Origin of the sequence: Flavobacterium tistrianum (genome assembly GCF_003254545.1) — a bacterium.
Lineage (GTDB): Bacteria > Bacteroidota > Bacteroidia > Flavobacteriales > Flavobacteriaceae > Flavobacterium > Flavobacterium tistrianum.
In genome coordinates, this window is the sequence record NZ_QJRH01000072.1 from 236,087 (window position 1) to 254,202 (window position 18,116).

Sequence of the window (18,116 nt, forward strand, 5' to 3'; positions counted from 1 at the left end):
TTATCTAATGTCAATACTTTCTAAACAAATCCTATTATCTTGTTTAAGTTAAAATACCAAAATGTACTACAGAATAACCGAATTAAGAATTTTGTTATTTATGGAATTGGTCAGATAGTTAATCTGGTAAGTCCGCTTTTGGTAATGCCTTATTTGGTGTCAATTTGTGAAAAAGAAGGACTGGGAAAAATTGGTGTTGGATTTTCGTTTGCTTTAGTATTGAATGTTTTGATTGATTATGGCTCTTATATTAATGGAACCAAAGAAATATCAATAAACAGAGAGAATATAGAAATTATTAAAACAAAAATAGTTTCAATTTATGTAATGAAGTTCTTTTTGATCTTAATGACGTCATTTATTGCTTTTTTGCTGATTTATTTCATTCCTTTTTTTAATAAAGAGCAAGCTGTTTTCTTTTTTAGTCTTTTGTATGTAATTGGTCAATTCTTAAACCCAACCTGGATTTTTCAAGGTTTGGAAAGCTATAAATGGATTTCTTTTATTAATATTATTTCCAAAGCAATATACGTTGTTTGTATTTTTATTTTTATCACAGATAAGGATGATTATATCTATGCTAATGCTTATTTGGGAGTTGGATTGATTATTTCGAGCTTTATAGGACTGATTTATTTGATAAAAAAATACAATTTACAATTCTATCACAATGTTACCAAAGATGCATTGTTGTTATTAAAGCAGGAATTCTCTCTGACTTTTTCACAATTGTTTCTTTCATTTTATCAATACCTGCCTATTATGATAGTTAGTTATGTTGGAGGAAATGGTATGGCTGGACAATATAGAATTATAGAACAGATAGTTATGACATTTAGAAGTTATCTTCAAATGTTCTTCAATTTTATCTATGCCGATGTTTGCCTGCAAATACATGCAAATTTGAAAAATGGAATTTCAAAATGGCTAAAATACAATGGTTTAAATTATTCATTTGTTCTATTAGTAGTGTTTACGGCATTTGTATGTGCAGAACAGATTTTGTTATATTTCAATATTGCCTCAAATGACTTAACATCAATGATATACTTTTTCAGGTTAGGCTTGATTATACCTATATTTATGGCAATTTCTTTTGCTTTAAAGCAATTACTTTTTGCTTTAGACAAGAATAATATGTACATAAAAATTACAATCGGTTCTTCAGTTTTTAGTTTGTTTTTGTTTTTTGTGTTAGTAAAAACTATTGGATTACAAGGGGCTTTTATCGCGACAATTTTTATTGAAATAATGGTAATAGTTTTATATTGTGCAGTTTTGAAACCAATAATAAGATTGAGTAAATAATGAATATAACAATTTACAAAAGTTTTCCGTACCAGATTTTATTTTTGCTTTGCATCGGAGTTTCTTTGTTTGCTAATTATGAGCTCACTTTTGCGGTTTGGTCTTTAACTTTACTGCTAACAATTAAAAGAAAATATTCGTTTACCATAATCCAATATAATGTTATTTTTCTCATTATTCTTTTAATTGCCGTTGTTTCTACTTTTTTTAGTACAACCACACCCTTTTTATTCATAAGAGATTTTACCTATTTAGTCAAGCCTATTTTAGGATTATTGGTAGGATATCAGCTGTGTAGATTTAGCAGTAAATTGGCTTTAAAAGTCATGGTTTATGCTGGATTAGCAATTTCTGTAATGCATTTGGTTATGTTATCTTTTACGGTAATTGAATTCAGAACTTTGAGCGTTAACTTGTTAAGAGAACATGGCGGTTATTTTAGCGATTACGAAATTTATATATTAATTATCCTTATTTTTTATAAAGAGCTAAAGTTAGAAATATCAAAAAAGCAGAGAATACTTTTTTTAGCAATAATTGGTTTATCTAGTTTTTTATACTTGGCACGAACAAACTTGATTCAGTTTATTATTCTTTATGTTGGTCTAAAAGGGTATTTGATTTTTAATAAAAAATCTCTAAAGGTAATTTTAGCTGTTTTTTTAGCGTCAATAATAGGGTATGCATCAATTGTTTATATTAATCCAAAAAGAGAAGGAAAAGGAATTCAAGCTTTTTTATATAAAATAAAAATTGCGCCGCAGGAAGCTTTTAAAACGAAAATTGATAAAGAAGATTGGAAAGATTTCAACGACAATTATAGATCATTTGAAAATATAATTGCTGTAAATCAAGTTTCTGCCAAAGGCAACAGAGCTATATTTTTTGGAGAAGGTTTAGGATCGACACTAAATTTGGGCAGGAAAATATGGACGAATGATCATGAATACGTTCAATATATTCCAATTGCGCATAACGCATATATGACTATATTTTTAAAATCGGGATTATTAGGAGTTTTATTTCTTTTGACCTTTCTGATTATTTTATACAGGCAAAAAAAGTCGGATATCAAAAATGTTCAAGCAATCAATTATTTATTAATAGGAACCAGCATTTTTCTTGTAGTTTCAAATTGGGTATTTTTAGGCTTATATTTAAAATTAGACAATAAATCTATAATAATAGGATTTCTTATTGCACTAAGAGAAGTAATTATAAAAGAGCATAATAGCCAAAAAAGAATAGAAAATGAGCATTAAAAACACAACCAGTATTTTTGTTGACTGCCATGTTTTTGATAGTGGTTTTCAGGGCACAAGAACATATATAAAAGGCTTGTACTCTGAGCTAATAAAAAAAAGCGATCTTCATTTTTTTTTAGTTTCTTCTAATCCGGATCATTTAGCATCTATTTTTGGGAACCATTTAAACGTTACTTATTTAAAATATAAATATCATAACAAGTATTTAAGACTGCTTATTGATATACCAAAGATTATAAAAAAGAATAAAATTGATTTTGCTCATTTTCAATATACCGTTTCACCAATAAAAAGATGTAAATACATTGTTACAACACACGATGTATTGTTTATTGATTTTCCAGAATATTTTTCTTCCTTAAGCAGAATTGTCAATACATTTTTATACAAACAAAGCGCTAAAAGATCAGAAATCAAATTGACAGTTTCGGAGTATTCTAAACAAAAAATTCAAGAGCATTTTGCATTATCAAATTATGAGATAACTCCAAATGCTTTTCAGGATACTTTTTTTGAAGAATATAATAAGCAGCAGATTAAAGCTGAAGTTGAAGATAAATTTTCATTAAAAAAATATGTTATTTATGTAAGTCGATGGGAGCCGAGAAAAAATCATCAAATGGTTTTAAAAGCTTTTTTAGATCTGAAATTGTACAAAAACTACAAGCTTCTGTTTTTAGGAGATGACACTTTATCTAATAAGGAATACGACGATATCTACAACGCATTAGATTCTGAAATAAAAAATCAAATTGTTTCTTTAAAAAACGCTGATTTAAAAACAATGCTTTTGTTATTGCGCGGAGCAGATGCATCTGTATATCCTTCTTTAGCAGAAGGTTTCGGAATTCCTCCGTTAGAAGCAATAGCGGCAAAAATTCCAACAATCTGTTCCAATAAAACGGCAATGTCAGATTTTACTTTTTTCGAAAATTATTATTTTGATCCGTACAATCAAGATGAGTTTAATCAAAAACTTCAAAAAATCTTAACTCAGGACGTAGCTTCAGATTTTGAGATAATGGCTCAAAAGATCAAAGAAAAATACAGCTGGCAAAAATCAGCAGATATATTATATCAGATTATCAAAAAACATGAATAACAACCAAAAATTAAGTTTATTGATTTTTGGCCGTATTGCTTCCAAAGAATTTGTTTTTCGTTTGAACCAAAAAATTATAATTTTTAGCAAACTGCTTTTTTAAAAATGATGCATCATCTTTTGGAAACCAATCTGTTGTTCTTGGCTTTTCAATTTGTACTTTATGAATTTGGTAAGCATAAGTAGCAACAGATGTTCTAAAATTTCCTTCGGGAAAATTTGTCATATCATATCCGTGGAGCGTGTACGGAGCACATTGCTGAATAATTAAGCGATTAAAAGGAACGTCAAGTTCAGTGTTTTCTCCAGTTCTTAAATCAAATATTTTTAGACCTCCTTTATATTCTGGTTTCCAGTCTTTATTTAAATATAAAAGAAGATTCAATTCTCGATACCAGTTTTTATTAATAGGATGATAATTAAAGTCTAAGTGCATGTCCAGAAAGCTATTTTTTTTACCCTGATGTAGGCCTCCACCGTGATTTTTTGGGTCAACAAAAACAGATTTTGAGGTTATATAAGATATAATTTTATTGAATCTTTCAGATGAGAGTTCATCATACAATTCATGCATTTCAGGACTTAATTCCTTATAGTTTGATTTTTCAAATTTATTATTGGCAAAAGAATAGTCACGACTTTTATTTTGGAGTTCAGGAATGCTTTTATGAGCTTTAACTAACTTTTCTTCTTCACAAAAGTTATCAATTATTAAATGCGGAAATGGACTAGCGGTTAAATATTTTAAGCGCAATTCATCTAAATGTTTTTCCAGGTATTCAAAATTAATCATAAATGTTATTTTAAACCGCTTGCGAACAAAAGTAGAAATTAAATCAAATAATCATTAATTATAAATGAATTTATAGGCAATAAAAAATTCAGAATTTTAAAATCATTATTTTTGGGTCCCATTTTATAAAACTTAAATGAAGATAGCCATTCTAGGAACTAGAGGAATTCCTAATAATTACGGAGGATTTGAGCAGTTTGCTGAAATTTTCGCCGTTTATTTAGCTAAAAAAAAACATGATGTTTATGTATATAATTCGCATAAACATATTTTTCAGGAGAAAAATTTCATGGGAGTAAATATAATTCATCAATATGACCCAGAATATAAAATGGGAACTGCGGGACAATTTATTTATGATTTGAATTGTATTTTGGATTCTAGGAAAAGAAATTTTGATATCATTTTGCAATTGGGCTACACGAGCAATTCGATATGGTCATTCCTTTTACCAAAAAAATCCATTATTATTACCAATATGGATGGAATGGAATGGAAGAGAACCAAATATTCTAAGCCAATTCAAAAGTTTTTAAAATTTGCCGAAAAAAGAGCTGTAAAAAGCAGTGATTATCTAGTTGCAGATTCGGTGGGAATTAAGAAGTATTTGAAAGAAAAGTATAATACAGAAGCTGTTTATATTGCTTATGGAGCAGATTTGTTTTCTGAGTCAAAAGAAGAGATACTTTCCCAATATGATGTTGAAAAAAACAATTATAACTTATTGATAGCGCGTTTTGAACCAGAAAATAATATCGAAGTAATTTTGGACGGTATTGCAGATAGCCAGGATAATAAAGTGATGTTGGTTGTAGGCAATAATGATAATAGTTATGGAGACTATCTTAAAAAGAAGTTTTGTAATTATCGAAACATACGTTTTATAGGTGGAGTTTATAATAAAGGACATTTAGATAATCTAAGATATTTTTCTAATCTTTATTTTCATGGCCATTCAGTAGGAGGAACAAATCCTTCTTTATTGGAAGCAATGGCTGCAAAAGCATTAATTGTAGCACACGATAACGAATTTAATCGCACTATTCTACAAGAAAATGCATTTTATTTTTCAAATGCCAAAGATGTTAAACATCTTATAAAAACCGTACAAAGAAAAGATCACGAAAAAATTGTTCAAGATAACTTTGATGCGATACTTCAAGAATTTAATTGGAATAAAATAAATGAATCATACCTTAGATTGTTTGAAAAAAGTCTTCAATAAAATAGATGAATTATGGAAGGACAAAACCTTGCTAGCTTATCTTTTGGCAGCAATGTTAATAACACTTCCATTGAAACATAATATCGGGAGTTTAACCTGTATTATTTTTTTATTAGTTTCCTTTCTCAAAGCAAAAAAAGCAGACTTTTCGGTTTCTAAAGTTTTATTGCTTCCTATATTATTGTATGTGTTAATGTTGGTATCGCTTATTTGGACAATAGAAACTGAACTGACAATCAAAGGATTACAAAAAGAGATACTATTCCTATTAATTCCTTTGGCTTTTTGCTCATTGCCAAAAATAGATCGAAATGATGTAAATAAAGTTGTCAAGTGGTTTAGTTTTACAATGGTAGGTTTTGCTATATTTTACTTTTTAAAAGCAATTGTAAAATTCATTAATTCTGGCGACAAAGGAGTTTTCTTTTATCATGAATTAGTCACTTTAGAATTGAACGCAATCTATATGTCCGTTTTTGCTTCTTTGGCCTTATTTTATTTCCTTACTAAAAAAGAAAAATCAATTATTGACAAAGCAGGATTTTTGATTCTAATTGTTTTTATTTTTTTATTATCATCTAAGAATATTATTGTAGTAGACTTGGTTTTGATAGTAACGTATTATTCTTTTTTTTCTACTATTTCAAGAAAAACAAAACTTATGATACTTTTGGCTGTTTTTGCTCTATCAATAAGTTCCATACTTTTTATTAAGCCAATTAGAGATAGATTTATGATTGAATTTGAAACGATATTGGTTGACAGTTCTTTAAATAAAAACACAAAAGAAAATCAAGGACCGATTTATAATATTAGTTTAAAACAAGCTTGGAGTCAGGATCGATTTCAGCAAAACGATTTTTTTCCAGGAGCAGCTTTTAGACTTTTTCAGATTAGAATATTTAAAGAAATGCTTGAGCAAGAAAATATTCTTTTTACAGGATTTGGATTAGATGCTTCCCAGAATAAAATAAAAGAAAAAATAAAAGAGCATAATTTATACCCAAATTATGGTGAGTTTAATTTTCATAATGAATACATTCAAATATTTTCAGAGTTAGGAATATTTGGTTTTTTAATAGTAATAAGCATGCTATTTGTCACAATCAGAAATGGGATTATAAATAAAGATTTTATTCATATTGCTTTTGCGGTAAAAATGATAGTCTTATTTTTGACCGAATCTTTTTTAAGTCGACAAAGAGGAATAATTTTCTTTATGGTTTTTTACTGCATGTTTAATGTCGTAAATAATTGTAAAGAACAGAAAATAGTAAAATGAAAAGAATACTTATCACCGGAGCAGCAGGATTTTTGGGATCACACCTATGTGACAGATTCATCAAAGAAGGTTACTTTGTAATTGGAATGGATAATCTGATTACGGGAGATCTTAAAAATATTGAACATTTATTCAAATTAGAAAATTTCGAGTTTTATCATCATGATATAACAAAATTTGTTCACGTGCCAGGTGATTTAGATTATATACTACATTTTGCTTCGCCTGCAAGTCCTATTGATTATTTAAAAATCCCGATTCAAACTCTTAAAGTAGGATCTTTAGGAACTCACAATTTATTAGGTTTGGCGCGAGTTAAAAAAGCGAGAATTTTGATTGCTTCAACTTCTGAAGTTTACGGAGATCCTCTAGTGCATCCACAAACTGAAGAATATTACGGAAATGTAAATACAATTGGTCCACGCGGAGTTTATGATGAAGCAAAACGTTTTCAGGAATCAATCACAATGGCCTACCATACTTTCCATGGAGTAGAAACTAGAATCGTACGTATTTTTAATACTTACGGACCAAGAATGAGATTAAACGACGGACGTGTAATTCCAGCTTTTATTGGGCAAGCTTTACGCGGAGAAGATTTAACGATTTTCGGCGATGGAATGCAAACACGTTCTTTCTGCTATGTTGACGATCAAGTTGAAGGTATTTACAGATTGTTACATTCAGATTACGTTTATCCTGTAAATATTGGAAATCCAGATGAAATCACAATTAAAGATTTTGCAGAAGAAATTATAAAATTGACAGGAACAAACCAGAAAGTGGTTTATCATCCGTTGCCAATAAACGATCCGTTGCAGCGACAGCCAGATACCACAAAAGCAAAAGAATTGTTGGGCTGGGAAGCAAAAGTTAGCCGTGCAGAGGGAATGAAAATTACGTATGAGTATTTCAAATCATTATCTCCTGAGGAGCTCGCTAAAGAAGAACACAAAGACTTTTCAAACTATATAAAATAAATTAAGATTCTGAAAGAATAATAAATCTAATGAACGATTTAGTATCTATTTTAACACCAACATACAATACTGAAAAGTTCATTAGGGCGACTATCGAATCAGTTCAAAACCAGACCTATAAAAGCTGGGAAATGATTCTGGTTGATGATGCCTCTACAGATAGGACAGTTTCTATTATTGAAGAATTTGCGCAAAATGATAGCAGAATAAAATTATTCAAATTATCCAAAAATTCTGGAAATGGTTTTGCCCGAAATGAAGCTTTAGAAAAAGCTTCTGGAAAATACATCGCCTATCTTGATGCTGATGATATATGGTTTTCGGATAAATTGGAAAAACAGATTCAGTTTTTAAAAACAAATAATCAGCCATTTACTTTTAGTTATTACGATTCTATCGATGAAGAAGGAAATAATTTAAACCGAAGAGTTGAATCGCCTAATCCTTTAACTTACAAAGAATTGTTTTTCTGCAATTATGTAGGTAATCTTACGGCTATTTACGATGCTGAATATTTTGGAAAAATCAAATTAGAATCTTCTGAAAAAAGACAGGATTGGAGAATATGGCTTACAATTTTAAAGCAAATACAAACGGTAAAAGCAGTTCCTGAAAGTCTGGCTTTTTATAGAATTCGAAAAGATTCTATTTCTTCATCAAAATTTAAATTAATCAAACATAACTTTGGGGTTTACAGAGAATTTCATGGATATAATCTTGTTTTTTCTGTTTTGTTGATGATGAGGTTTTTATTTACTCAGTTGGTAATCAAACCAAAATATATAAGAAAGTTTAAATATTCATCAAGGTCGCAAATTGCAACCTTGAAGAAATTCGATTAAAATTGGAGGTCGCAATTTGCGACCTCCAATTTTTTTATACCATGTAGTAAAATTTAAGTTCAAACTTGAGGTCACGATTTGTGACCTTTAAGAAATTATTTTTTGTAGCCAATCTTTACTCTTTCAGCCTCATTTTCTTTTTTCTCAGTTAATTCATCTAAATATGAAAATACCAATTCAATATTTTTATCATGATTTTCTAACTTCTTCTGAATTTGAAGAATATCGACTTTGATTTCGGTTGTGTCTAAAAGCATTTGTCTCACTTTTGCGAAAATCCTCATAATTTGAATATTAGTTTGAATGGCTTTATCACTCTTTAAGACACTTGATAGCATTAAAACACCATGTTCTGTGAATGCAGTTGGAATATAACGTAAACCCATTTTTTCAGAATTGGAAATCACAATTTGTGATTTCCAATTTTCAGTTTCAGTTTTATTAAGATCGAACATGAAATCTTCTGGAAATCTAGAAATATTCCTTTTTACGGCTTGCTTTAAAACCCTCGTTTCAATTCCATACAATGTTGCGAGATCGCGATCAATCATCACTTTTTGACCACGAATAAAATATATTTTATTTGAAATTGTTTCTTCAGAAAATAAAGAGTGATCTTCCATAAGTTTTTAATTAAAAAAAACAAATGTAAGATTTTATTTATATTTATAAATAGGATTTATATTGTTTTAGTTTCCCACGATTGGTTCTTTCTAAAACGGTTTTTCTTGTAAAAGTGAAGTTTAAATTCGGTTCTAAATACAAATCGATAGCTTCTTTTATTTTTTGAATTTGTGCTGAAACTAATTCTTTTTCAGAGACATATTCAATTTCAAAAGTATCTATTTTGGTTTGTTTGATAATGAATTCTTTTACATTTCCATCATCTTCGATTATGCTTTTAGTTACATAATAAAATGTAAGACCAGGCGATTTTTTTCCGCTTGGAAGAATTGCAACATCATTGGTTCTTCCAATCAGTTTTTTTAAAATTGGTTTTTGTGGTGTGCTTTTTTCGTCCAAAATTCCAATGTCGCCAATTTCATATCGAATGAAAGGATTTGCTTTATTGAACAAAGATGTAATCACAATTTTTCCTTCCGTTCCATGTGGAACAGGATTATTATTTTCATCTAAAATTTCTACAAAAAGTGTTTCTGAATTTACTTGCCATTCTCCTTGAGGATTTTCAAAAGCAATTAAATCCAATTCTGAAGCGCCATATTCGCTTATAATTGGAATTCCAAATTGTTTTTCCAAAAGTCTTTTATCCGTTTCAAAAAGCATTTCTGAAGTAACAAAACAAGCTTTAAGGGTTGGGCAAATTTCTTTTAAAATGATATTTTTCTGTTCTAAAAATTTCGCAAAAAGAACAATTGAACTTGTATATCCGTTGATGTAATCGAATTTTTTAGTTCTGAATTTTTTTAGAAATTTCTCTAAAATATCATCCGATAAATCAAAGACAGGAAAGCGAAAACGATGTGTCAAAAAATCTTTAAAACGTTCTTTTTGATATCCAATAAAATCCATCGGTATTCCATAAAAACGCGCTTGATACGAATGGTTAAAATCAATACCAAACCAGCCGAAACGCATAATATTAGATGCCCACGTTAAGGCATGCGAATACTTATCTTTAGCAAAAACAAAAGGAGTGCCACTTGATCCAGATGTTTTGTTGAGGTAAATGTTTTTTTTTGAATAACCTTTTGAAAGTCTTTCTTCAAGCGGTTTTTGGAGATTCTTTTTGTTCAAAATTGGAAGGTCATTCCAGTTTTCAATCTTTTTGTTTCCCAGTAAATCACGATAAAAAGAATTGTTGTTTAAATGAAAATCAACAATTTCTTTCTTTTTATTTTCCAGAAATGAAGTGTACTTTTCTTCAGAAAAATGAACAATTTTATCCAATTCCGCTGTTGCTTCCTTTATTGGAAAACCATTTAGTTTGAGTGTAAGATCAAAAAGGCGAATCATTTTTCAGGATAATTTTCGTCAAAAATAATATTTACCAATTACTAACAATCAAGAATCACGAAGTTTTTAAGATTTAATTATTTTTTACGTTCAAAAGCAATTATTTTTGCACGACAACTAAAATACAACAACACCATGACAATTTTACTATTGGGATCAGGCGGAAGAGAGCATGCATTTGCATGGAAAATGACACAGAGTCCGCTTTGCGAAAAACTTTTTGTAGTGCCTGGAAACGCAGGAACTGCTGCAATTGCTGAAAACGTTGCAATATCTGCAACAGATTTTGAAGCGGTAAAAGCATTAGTACTTAAAGAAAATATAAGTTTAGTAGTAGTAGGGCCCGAAGATCCGTTGGTAAAAGGTATTTACGATTACTTCAAAAATGACGAAAGTTTAAAAGATATTCCAGTTATTGGCCCATCAAAATTGGGTGCACAATTGGAAGGAAGTAAAGAATTTGCGAAAGAATTCTTGATGAAACATAATATCCCAACTGCAGCTTATGATAGTTTTACCGCTGAAACAGTTGAAGAAGGATGTAAATTTCTTGAAACATTACAGCCTCCTTACGTTTTAAAAGCTGACGGATTAGCAGCAGGAAAAGGTGTTTTGATTATTCAGGATCTTGAAGAAGCAAAAACAGAATTACGCAACATGTTGGTTCACGCAAAATTTGGAACAGCAAGTTCAAAAGTGGTTATCGAAGAATTCTTGGACGGAATTGAATTAAGCTGTTTCGTTTTAACAGACGGAAAAAACTATAAAATTCTTCCAACTGCAAAAGATTACAAACGAATTGGCGAAGGCGATACAGGTTTAAATACAGGCGGAATGGGAGCAGTTTCTCCAGTTCCTTACGTAGATGCAGTTTTAATGGAAAAAATTGAAACTCGTATCGTAAAACCAACAATTGAAGGTTTCCAAAAAGATGGAATTGAATATAAAGGATTCGTTTTTATTGGACTGATTAATGTAAAAGGAGAGCCAATTGTTATTGAATACAATGTAAGAATGGGAGATCCTGAAACTGAAGTTGTGGTTCCGAGATTAAAATCTGATCTAGTTGAATTGTTCTTGTCTGTTGCAGATCAGAAATTAGGAGATTTCAATTTAGAGGTTGATCCAAGAAGCGCTACAACTGTAATGGTTGTTTCTGGCGGATATCCCGAAGATTTCGAAAAAGGAAAAGTAATTTCTGGATTAGAAAACATTACAGATTCGATAGTTTTTCATGCGGGAACAAAATTAGATGGCAAAAATGTCGTTACTAATGGAGGACGTGTAATTGCAATAACATCTTACGGAGAGAATTTTCAAGAGGCCATAAAAAAATCTTACCAAAACATAGATAAACTAAGCTTTGATAAGATGTATTTTAGAAAAGATATCGGTTTCGATTTAATCTAAAAATAAATACACAAGCCCTTTTTAATTAAAGGGTTTGGTTTTTTATTTTAAAAATGAATGAGCCGTTGTATCTTGGTTTTCTGTTCCAGCGTCATCAAAAATACGTAATTGTTTAATCCAGTAAACGATTGCGCATGCACAGATGATCATAAAAATCCAGTTAATAGTGTTTGCACCAAACCATGTAATTAATTCTAAATGACGTAAAAAGTCAAGAGGAGCAAACAAAATGTTAACAAATAGGTATTGAATTCCTTCAAAAAAAGCTGTCATAATTTTAAAAATTATATGTTATTTATTGTTGTGTAATGCCTTGAAGATAAAATTCGGTAAACCAAATCTTTTTTCAACTTGTTAGGTTTTTCCTTTTAAACAAGTATTATCTTTACAATCACAAAAGTATAAAATATCCTTATGATAACAAGTGTTTTTAAAAAATCTACGCCATTAAATTATTCATTGGTTGTAATTTTAATACTGGTTTTCTTTTTTATGTTCCAAATTAAAGACCCATCTTGGGTTACGTCTTATTTTTTGGCTTTTCAAAAAGTGAGTTTGCTATGCTTTATTTTGGCTTCTTTTTTTATGATTAATTTCATTGTAAAAAAGAACGGACTCAGCAAAGACAATGGTTACGCGATACTTTTTTACTTGTTGTTTATTTTATTTTTTCCGACAATATTTAACAACTCAAATATTATTTATGCCAATTTCTTCATTTTATTGGCACTTCGAAGATTAATTTCGTTGCAATCTTTAAAAGCATCAAAAGAAAAAATATTTGATGCAGCGTTTTGGATTTTTGTAGCTTCTTTATTTCAATTTTGGAGTATTCTCTTCTTAATATTGGTTTATATTTCTATTATTTTTCATGTTTCAAGAGATTATAGAAACTGGGTTTTGCCATTTATTGCACTTTTAGCAGTTACGATTTTATTTTATATGACATCGTTAATTCTAAATTTTGATGCCGTAGCTTTCATTCAGGAAAGGGCTGTAATCGATTTTAGAATTGATTATTTTAAGAATAATTATGAAAACGCAGCGCTTTCAATATACACTGCTGTAGCTCTATTTTTTGTTACTTCAATGTTAATGACCTTGTCAAACAGACCGCAAATTGTACATTCTTCATACAAGAAAATTGTAGCTTGCTTTTTTATAGCAGCTTTTGTTTACATCATTTCGCCAAATAAAAGCAACGATTTATTATTGTTTAGTATTGCACCATTAAGCATTATGGCAACTAGCCACGTAGAATACATGCAGCAGAAACTGAATAATGAAATTGTTTATTATACGCTGATTGTGTGTAGTTTATTTACTTTTTTCTCTCAGTTATAATTTACTCCCGTAAGCAAGATCACCGGCGTCACCAAGACCAGGAACAATGTAGTTTTTTTCATTTAGTTTTTCATCTAGAGAGGCTACCCATAAATGACAGTTTTCAGGAAGATTTTCCTCTAAATGCGTTATTCCTTCTGGAGCAGCAATAACAACAACAATATGTAATTCCGTTGGAGTAGCGTTTTCTACTAATTTTTTGTGAACAGCTACAATTGATTGCCCTGTAGCCAACATCGGGTCAAGGAGTAGAACAGTTTTATTATTTAAGTCTGAAATAGCCTGATATTCAACTCGAATTTCAAATTCATCATTATTGTTTGGATGAAATCTGCAGGCAGAAACAAAGCTGTTTTCTGCATGATCAAAATAATTTAAAAAACCGTTATGAAGCGGTAATCCAGCCCGTAAAATAGGACATAATACTAAATCCGCATCAATTTCTGTAGTTTTCTTAATTCCAAGAGGTGTTTGAATATCAACATTTTTATATGGTAAAATTTTGCTCAGTTCATAAGCCATAATTTCTCCAATGCGTTCAATATTTCTACGAAAACGCATGCTGTCATTTTGAACATTTACATTTCTAATTTGTCCTAAGAAATGATTTAAAACGCTGTTATTTTCAGAGATATAATGAATTTTCATGATGAAATTGTAATTTATTTAGAGATATAATGATGAAACGAAAAATAATTTCTTTTCTTCGCGGCATAAAAGTATAAAAAGTATCTTTGTATCTATATAAAAAATAAAGACATGTTTTCAAAATTAGCATATTCAGTTTTCGAACAAAGCATCAAAGATTATCATCAGTTTGATAATGTAGATCAGCCGATCAATAATCCTTATCCAAAAGATAAGTTCGAGCATTTGTTATATCTAAAAAATTGGATTGACACGGTTCAATGGCATTTTGAAGATATTATTCGTGATCCGCAAATTGATCCAGTTGCGGCATTAACTTTAAAAAGAAGAATTGACGCATCAAATCAGGAACGTACTGATATGGTGGAATATATTGACAGCTATTTTTTACAAAAATACAGTAATGTAAAAGTAAAAGACGGAGCAAAAATCAATTCTGAAAGCCCTGCTTGGGCTTTTGACAGATTGTCGATTTTGGCTTTAAAAATTTATCACATGCATGAAGAAGCAAATCGTGCAGAAGCCTCTCAGGAACATAGAGATAAATGCCAAGAAAAATTAAATGTACTTTTAGAACAAAGAACAGATTTATCTACAGCAATTGAAGAATTATTGACAGATATCGAAAACGGAGATAAATTCATGAAAGTGTACAAACAAATGAAAATGTACAATGACGATGAATTGAACCCAGTTTTATATCAAAATAAGAAATAATTTGGCAGAGTTGTCTAGCAACAAAATCAAACATATAGCCGTCATGAGACTATCCGCAATGGGAGATGTCGCCATGACGGTTCCTGTTTTACGCGCTTTTGTAAAACGGTATCCAACAGTAAAATTGACCGTTATTTCTCGTCCGTTTTTTAAACCTTTCTTTGACGGAATTCCTAATCTTGAATTTTTTGCTTTTGATGAAAAAGAAAGACATAAAGGATTTCTAGGACTTTTACGATTATACAGTGATGTAAAAAAACTAAAGATTGATGCTTTTGCGGATCTTCATAATGTTTTACGATCTAAAATTGCGAGTTTGCTTTTCGCTTTAAGCGGAAAAAAGAGAGCAACTGTTGATAAAGGCCGTGAAGGCAAAAAAGAATTAACTCGTGAAGAAAACAAGATTTTCAAACAATTGCCAACCATGTTCGAAAGACATGTAAAAGTGTTTTCAGTACTTGGTTTTCCTTTAGATTTATCAAATCCAACATTTCCTGAAAAAGCAGTTTTAAGCTCTGATATTCTTGATATTATTGGAAATGAAAATCAAAAATTAATTGGAATTGCGCCTTTTGCCCAATATGATTCTAAGGTTTATCCTTTAGACTTAATGAAAGAAGTAATTTCAAAATTGGCTGAAAATAGATCATATAAAATTTTACTTTTTGGTGGAGGAAAAAAAGAAATCGAAATTTTGGATTTAATTTCTGAGCCTTTTGAAAATGTAATAAATATGGCTGGAAAAATCAAATTTCAGCAGGAATTACAATTGATAAGTAATCTTGATGTAATGCTTTCTATGGATTCTGGAAATGCGCATATTTCAGCAATGCTTGGTGTAAAAGTCGTTACACTTTGGGGTGCGACGCATCCTTATGCAGGATTTTTGCCTTTTAATCAAAGTTTAGAAAACGCACTGACTTCAGACCGAAATCAATATCCAAAATTGCCAACATCAGTTTATGGAAATAAAATTGTTGAAGGTTATGAAGATGCTATGAGGACAATTTTACCACAACAGGTTATTGACAAAGTTGTAGAGCAACTTTCATAAAGTAAAAAACTTCTCTTTCAAGGAGAAGTTTTTTTTTAATCTTTAAGCAATATTTTTGTTTAGATCATATCTTTCATTAGAATCAAGGAAAGAATATCCTAATGTTTTTTTTCTTTTTTTGTTTACTATAATGGAGACAAAGTTATTTTTATCTTCGGTTGACAATAGAATATGTTCGAATTTTTGTGATGAATCTCTGTAAACTTTATAAATTAAGTCTTGATCTTTAATTTTTTTAGATAAAATTTTAGCCGATTTAAGTCTGCTTACATAAGGCCAGATGTTAAAAACATTCGAGTCTGTTTTTTTTACTTCTACCATTTTTTCGGTCAAAGTCGAATTGTATTTTTCTCTTTCAAGCAATTTAGGACCTTTTCTGTTTTTCATTTTTATGATAACTGCTAGAACGCATAGCGAAGCAGTTACAACCAGCATAATAAATAGATAGAGATGAAAGTGTTGTATGTGAGCTGTCATGATATTTAATATTTAAATGTTTGACAAATTTGATTTAGCTCTGTAAAATCTCAAAACAATGAGATTGATATTGCCATAATTTTACCCCTAATTTAATGAAAATTTGGCAATATTTCGACAAAATTTTGATTTTATTTCAATTAGAGCCAAATCTTCTCATCTCGACAACGACGGTAGATGTAACTTTTAAGATTTGCAATGGTTTCTTGGTAATTTGGTGCATCATAACCGTAGCGTTCATGCTCCATTTGTTCTCTTTCAATAGCATCGCATCCTTTAATAACTTCTTTGATCATGTCAAGTAAAGCAAGCTCTTTATTGTCGGTTTTTTGAAATTTAAGTTCAACAATTTCATCTTGAAGTTCTTCACAGTAGTCAACCAGCTTCATAACTTCTCGTTCTTCCAGAAGATATTCTTTATTTCTAAAAATTTCTCGTACCGATTTCATAAATAATTAATTTTCAATTTTTTAAATTCCAAATTCCAAGTTACATCTTTGTCAAATTTTTAAACTTTGACAAAGAGTAGAAAAGCAATTAAACAAAAAAAATTCCAAATCCCAATTGAAAGGTTGGAATTTGGAATTTTTGATATTAGAATTTGATAAGACTAGACGTCGTCGTAATCAACATAAATAGTTTCCGATGTTGGATGCGCTTGACATGTTAAAATTAAACCTTCAGCAATTTCGCCGTCTGTTAAAATAGAATTTTTAGTCATTTCCGCGGTTCCTTTAGTAACGCGCCCTAAACAGCTGCTGCAAATTCCGCCTTGGCAAGAATAAGGAGCATCAACGCCTTGTTTTAGAGCAGCATCAAGAATAGTTTGTTTTTTAGACATTTCGAAAGTAGTTTCTTCGTCATCTACTAAAACTGTGATTTTCGTATGTCCTTCTTGAGAACCTTGAATTGCGTGTTCTTCAGAAGAAGACGTAAACAACTCAAATTTGATAGCAGATTCTTTTACATTTTTCTCTTTCAATACATTAGAGACGGTATTAATCATGTCTTCTGGTCCGCAAAGGAAAAACTTATCAAATTGAAGTTCTTTGTGTTTGTTGTTTAAAACAAAATTAACAGCCGATTTTTCAATTCTTCCAAATAAAGCGTTTTCAGCTTTTGCTTGACTGTACACATAATGCACAAAAAATCTGCCTACATATTGTAATTGCAAATCGTGAAGTTCTTGATGAAAGATTGTGCTTTCAGGGGTTTTATTTCCATAAACCAATACAAATGAACTTTTTGGCTCATTTTTCAGAACCGATTTTATGATAGAAAGCACTGGAGTAATTCCGCTTCCTGCAGCAAATGCCGCGTAGTTTCTTTGTCTTTCAGCATCTGGCTCAAAAGTAAATTTACCTTCTGGCTGTCCAACTTCAAGAACATCTCCTGCTTTTAGTTTTGTATTGGCAAATTGAGAAAAAAGACCATTTTTTACTGCTTTTACAGCAATTCTTAGTTCACCGCTGTCTGGTGCAGAGCAAATAGAATAAGCACGTCTTATTTCTTGATTGTCAAGAGTCAGTTTTAAATTTATATATTGTCCAGCTATAAATTTATAGTCTGATTTTAGTTCTTCAGGAACATTAAAAAGAATAGAAACAGCATCTGCAGTTTCGCGTTTAACCTCTTTAATTATAAGTTTTAAGAATGAAGGCATGATAGAATTTTTATGCAAAAGTAGCAAAC

Annotated in this window: 19 protein-coding genes; 11 read left to right on the forward strand and 8 right to left on the reverse strand. The window is 30.2% G+C overall.

Annotation, left to right across the window (positions count from 1 at the left end):
- Window positions 1-39 precede the first annotated feature (39 nt).
- The 3 genes from DMB71_RS17795 (at window position 40) to DMB71_RS17805 (ending at window position 3,675) form a co-directional block, all read left to right on the forward strand.
- On the forward strand, window positions 40-1,308 hold the full coding sequence (locus tag DMB71_RS17795) for a lipopolysaccharide biosynthesis protein (protein WP_111368351.1): 1,269 nt from the start codon (window positions 40-42) through the stop codon (window positions 1,306-1,308).
- 311 nt (window positions 1,309-1,619) lie between these two features.
- A complete protein-coding gene (locus DMB71_RS17800; RefSeq protein WP_162614846.1) occupies window positions 1,620-2,570 on the forward strand; it encodes a hypothetical protein in 951 nt (316 codons plus the stop codon).
- Window positions 2,560-3,675 carry a glycosyltransferase family 4 protein gene (locus tag DMB71_RS17805; RefSeq protein WP_111368354.1) on the forward strand — a complete coding sequence of 372 codons (1,116 nt, stop codon included), beginning with the start codon at window positions 2,560-2,562 and terminating at the stop codon, window positions 3,673-3,675. Before DMB71_RS17800 ends, DMB71_RS17805 begins: the two co-directional genes overlap by 11 nt.
- A gap of 16 nt (window positions 3,676-3,691) precedes the next feature.
- Here the strand turns inward: DMB71_RS17805 and DMB71_RS17810 are convergent, their stop codons facing one another.
- Window positions 3,692-4,468 (reverse strand): 2OG-Fe(II) oxygenase, encoded by a 777-nt coding sequence (locus DMB71_RS17810; RefSeq protein ID WP_111368356.1) that lies wholly within the window; start codon window positions 4,466-4,468, stop codon window positions 3,692-3,694.
- A gap of 136 nt (window positions 4,469-4,604) precedes the next feature.
- On the opposite strand from DMB71_RS17810, the gene DMB71_RS17815 reads away from it, so the two are divergent.
- The 4 genes from DMB71_RS17815 to DMB71_RS17830 are packed head-to-tail and all read left to right on the forward strand — an operon-like array spanning window position 4,605 to window position 8,797.
- Window positions 4,605-5,693 (forward strand): DUF1972 domain-containing protein, encoded by a 1,089-nt coding sequence (locus DMB71_RS17815; RefSeq protein WP_111368358.1) that lies wholly within the window; start codon window positions 4,605-4,607, stop codon window positions 5,691-5,693.
- Window positions 5,653-6,975, forward strand: a complete 1,323-nt coding sequence (locus DMB71_RS17820; protein ID WP_111368359.1) for an O-antigen ligase family protein — start codon at window positions 5,653-5,655, stop codon at window positions 6,973-6,975. Before DMB71_RS17815 ends, DMB71_RS17820 begins: the two co-directional genes overlap by 41 nt.
- On the forward strand, window positions 6,972-7,955 hold the full coding sequence (locus tag DMB71_RS17825) for a UDP-glucuronic acid decarboxylase family protein (protein ID WP_111368361.1): 984 nt from the start codon (window positions 6,972-6,974) through the stop codon (window positions 7,953-7,955). The genes DMB71_RS17820 and DMB71_RS17825 overlap by 4 nt, the downstream gene beginning before the upstream one ends.
- A 29-nt stretch (window positions 7,956-7,984) precedes the next feature.
- Window positions 7,985-8,797: a glycosyltransferase family 2 protein gene (locus DMB71_RS17830; RefSeq protein WP_111368362.1), complete on the forward strand. Its 813-nt coding sequence runs from the start codon at window positions 7,985-7,987 to the stop codon at window positions 8,795-8,797.
- Between the two features lie 95 nt (window positions 8,798-8,892).
- Here the strand turns inward: DMB71_RS17830 and DMB71_RS17835 are convergent, their stop codons facing one another.
- Window positions 8,893-9,420 carry an ORF6N domain-containing protein gene (locus DMB71_RS17835; RefSeq protein WP_111368364.1) on the reverse strand — a complete coding sequence of 176 codons (528 nt, stop codon included), beginning with the start codon at window positions 9,418-9,420 and terminating at the stop codon, window positions 8,893-8,895.
- Window positions 9,421-9,463: 43 nt separating this feature from the next.
- The gene (locus tag DMB71_RS17840; RefSeq protein WP_111368365.1) at window positions 9,464-10,774 is read right to left on the reverse strand and encodes a phenylacetate--CoA ligase family protein; all 1,311 of its coding nucleotides are present in this window, start codon (window positions 10,772-10,774) and stop codon (window positions 9,464-9,466) included.
- A 135-nt stretch (window positions 10,775-10,909) separates the two neighbouring features.
- On the opposite strand from DMB71_RS17840, the gene purD reads away from it, so the two are divergent.
- Window positions 10,910-12,184 carry a phosphoribosylamine--glycine ligase gene (gene purD / locus DMB71_RS17845; protein ID WP_111368367.1) on the forward strand — a complete coding sequence of 425 codons (1,275 nt, stop codon included), beginning with the start codon at window positions 10,910-10,912 and terminating at the stop codon, window positions 12,182-12,184.
- Between the two features lie 42 nt (window positions 12,185-12,226).
- On the opposite strand, the gene DMB71_RS17850 is transcribed toward purD, so the two are convergent.
- Window positions 12,227-12,457, reverse strand: coding sequence for a DUF6341 family protein (locus DMB71_RS17850; protein ID WP_041519835.1), 231 nt, complete (start codon window positions 12,455-12,457; stop codon window positions 12,227-12,229).
- 141 nt (window positions 12,458-12,598) lie between these two features.
- Here DMB71_RS17850 and DMB71_RS17855 point away from each other — a divergent pair, with 141 nt between their 5' ends.
- A complete protein-coding gene (locus DMB71_RS17855; protein WP_111368368.1) occupies window positions 12,599-13,528 on the forward strand; it encodes a DUF6427 family protein in 930 nt (309 codons plus the stop codon).
- Here DMB71_RS17855 and upp read toward each other — a convergent pair.
- Window positions 13,523-14,176: a uracil phosphoribosyltransferase gene (upp, locus tag DMB71_RS17860; RefSeq protein WP_111368370.1), complete on the reverse strand. Its 654-nt coding sequence runs from the start codon at window positions 14,174-14,176 to the stop codon at window positions 13,523-13,525. The genes DMB71_RS17855 and upp overlap by 6 nt on opposite strands.
- 111 nt (window positions 14,177-14,287) lie before the next feature.
- Here upp and DMB71_RS17865 point away from each other — a divergent pair, with 111 nt between their 5' ends.
- Both DMB71_RS17865 and DMB71_RS17870 read left to right on the forward strand, forming a co-directional pair.
- On the forward strand, window positions 14,288-14,893 hold the full coding sequence (locus tag DMB71_RS17865; RefSeq protein WP_008465817.1) for a DUF4254 domain-containing protein: 606 nt from the start codon (window positions 14,288-14,290) through the stop codon (window positions 14,891-14,893).
- A 43-nt stretch (window positions 14,894-14,936) separates the two neighbouring features.
- The gene (locus tag DMB71_RS17870) at window positions 14,937-15,947 is read left to right on the forward strand and encodes a glycosyltransferase family 9 protein (RefSeq protein ID WP_111368933.1); all 1,011 of its coding nucleotides are present in this window, start codon (window positions 14,937-14,939) and stop codon (window positions 15,945-15,947) included.
- A gap of 42 nt (window positions 15,948-15,989) precedes the next feature.
- Here DMB71_RS17870 and DMB71_RS17875 read toward each other — a convergent pair whose 3' ends face one another.
- The 3 genes from DMB71_RS17875 to DMB71_RS17885 all read right to left on the reverse strand — a co-directional run bounded on the left by DMB71_RS17875 (window position 15,990) and on the right by DMB71_RS17885 (window position 18,087).
- On the reverse strand, window positions 15,990-16,424 hold the full coding sequence (locus tag DMB71_RS17875; RefSeq protein WP_111368371.1) for a hypothetical protein: 435 nt from the start codon (window positions 16,422-16,424) through the stop codon (window positions 15,990-15,992).
- A gap of 140 nt (window positions 16,425-16,564) precedes the next feature.
- Window positions 16,565-16,873, reverse strand: a complete 309-nt coding sequence (locus DMB71_RS17880; RefSeq protein WP_111368373.1) for a hypothetical protein — start codon at window positions 16,871-16,873, stop codon at window positions 16,565-16,567.
- Between the two features lie 161 nt (window positions 16,874-17,034).
- The gene (locus DMB71_RS17885; RefSeq protein WP_008465821.1) at window positions 17,035-18,087 is read right to left on the reverse strand and encodes a 2Fe-2S iron-sulfur cluster-binding protein; all 1,053 of its coding nucleotides are present in this window, start codon (window positions 18,085-18,087) and stop codon (window positions 17,035-17,037) included.
- Window positions 18,088-18,116: the final 29 nt, after the last annotated feature.

Bases quoted from the DNA above. Each gene is read 5' to 3' on its own strand.
- DMB71_RS17805 (WP_111368354.1), top strand. From the start codon at position 2,560: ATGAGCATTAAAAACACAACCAGTATTTTTGTTGACTGCCATGTTTTT.
- DMB71_RS17810 (WP_111368356.1), bottom strand. From the start codon at position 4,468: ATGATTAATTTTGAATACCTGGAAAAACATTTAGATGAATTGCGCTTA.
- DMB71_RS17815 (WP_111368358.1), top strand. From the start codon at position 4,605: ATGAAGATAGCCATTCTAGGAACTAGAGGAATTCCTAATAATTACGGA.
- DMB71_RS17820 (WP_111368359.1), top strand. From the start codon at position 5,653: ATGAATCATACCTTAGATTGTTTGAAAAAAGTCTTCAATAAAATAGAT.
- DMB71_RS17825 (WP_111368361.1), top strand. From the start codon at position 6,972: ATGAAAAGAATACTTATCACCGGAGCAGCAGGATTTTTGGGATCACAC.
- DMB71_RS17830 (WP_111368362.1), top strand. From the start codon at position 7,985: ATGAACGATTTAGTATCTATTTTAACACCAACATACAATACTGAAAAG.
- DMB71_RS17835 (WP_111368364.1), bottom strand. From the start codon at position 9,420: ATGGAAGATCACTCTTTATTTTCTGAAGAAACAATTTCAAATAAAATA.
- DMB71_RS17840 (WP_111368365.1), bottom strand. From the start codon at position 10,774: ATGATTCGCCTTTTTGATCTTACACTCAAACTAAATGGTTTTCCAATA.
- purD (WP_111368367.1), top strand. From the start codon at position 10,910: ATGACAATTTTACTATTGGGATCAGGCGGAAGAGAGCATGCATTTGCA.
- DMB71_RS17850 (WP_041519835.1), bottom strand. From the start codon at position 12,457: ATGACAGCTTTTTTTGAAGGAATTCAATACCTATTTGTTAACATTTTG.
- DMB71_RS17855 (WP_111368368.1), top strand. From the start codon at position 12,599: ATGATAACAAGTGTTTTTAAAAAATCTACGCCATTAAATTATTCATTG.
- upp (WP_111368370.1), bottom strand. From the start codon at position 14,176: ATGAAAATTCATTATATCTCTGAAAATAACAGCGTTTTAAATCATTTC.
- DMB71_RS17865 (WP_008465817.1), top strand. From the start codon at position 14,288: ATGTTTTCAAAATTAGCATATTCAGTTTTCGAACAAAGCATCAAAGAT.
- DMB71_RS17870 (WP_111368933.1), top strand. From the start codon at position 14,937: ATGAGACTATCCGCAATGGGAGATGTCGCCATGACGGTTCCTGTTTTA.
- DMB71_RS17875 (WP_111368371.1), bottom strand. From the start codon at position 16,424: ATGACAGCTCACATACAACACTTTCATCTCTATCTATTTATTATGCTG.
- DMB71_RS17880 (WP_111368373.1), bottom strand. From the start codon at position 16,873: ATGAAATCGGTACGAGAAATTTTTAGAAATAAAGAATATCTTCTGGAA.
- DMB71_RS17885 (WP_008465821.1), bottom strand. From the start codon at position 18,087: ATGCCTTCATTCTTAAAACTTATAATTAAAGAGGTTAAACGCGAAACT.